This window comes from Sphingomonas sp. TF3 (assembly GCF_003985085.1).
Classification (GTDB): Bacteria; Pseudomonadota; Alphaproteobacteria; order Sphingomonadales; family Sphingomonadaceae; genus Sphingomonas.
This window is the reverse complement of the sequence record NZ_RWKS01000086.1, coordinates 1-412: the sequence shown is the minus strand read 5'-3', so window position 1 is coordinate 412 and position 412 is coordinate 1. Positions and strand designations below refer to the sequence as shown.

At 64.3% G+C, this 412-nt stretch carries 1 pseudogene; it reads left to right on the top strand.

Going from position 1 to position 412, the window contains the following annotated elements:
• Positions 1 to 24: 24 nt before the first annotated feature.
• Positions 25 to 412 (top strand): annotated as a pseudogene (locus EJC47_RS20895) (hypothetical protein); the annotation flags it as partial.

Sequence of the window (412 nt, the reverse complement as noted above, 5' to 3'; positions counted from 1 at the left end):
AGTCCAATCGCGGGATTGGTCGAGATGGCGATGAACGGCAACGGGACTCGCGCTGTGGCCGATATGCTCCTTGAGCTGGAAGCGAAGGAGGACGCCATCCGTGCGCGCCTCGCAGAGGCGCCGCTCGACAAACCGGACATTCATCCCAACATCGCCGAGATCTACCGGCGCAAGGTCGAGCGCCTGTCAGAGGCTCTGAACAACCCAGCTGAACGGGATGAAGCTGCAGACGCGATCCGCGGGCTGATCGAGCGGGTAACGCTGACACCTGGCCCGAAGCGCGGAGTGCTGGACGCAACGCTGCACGGCGAGTTCGGCGCGATCCTGGAGTGGGTCGCGGCACGCGAAGCGAAGGAGACCAGACACGACAAAACCCCCTCGGCGGGTGCCTTGGGGGTTTTGTCGGTTACGG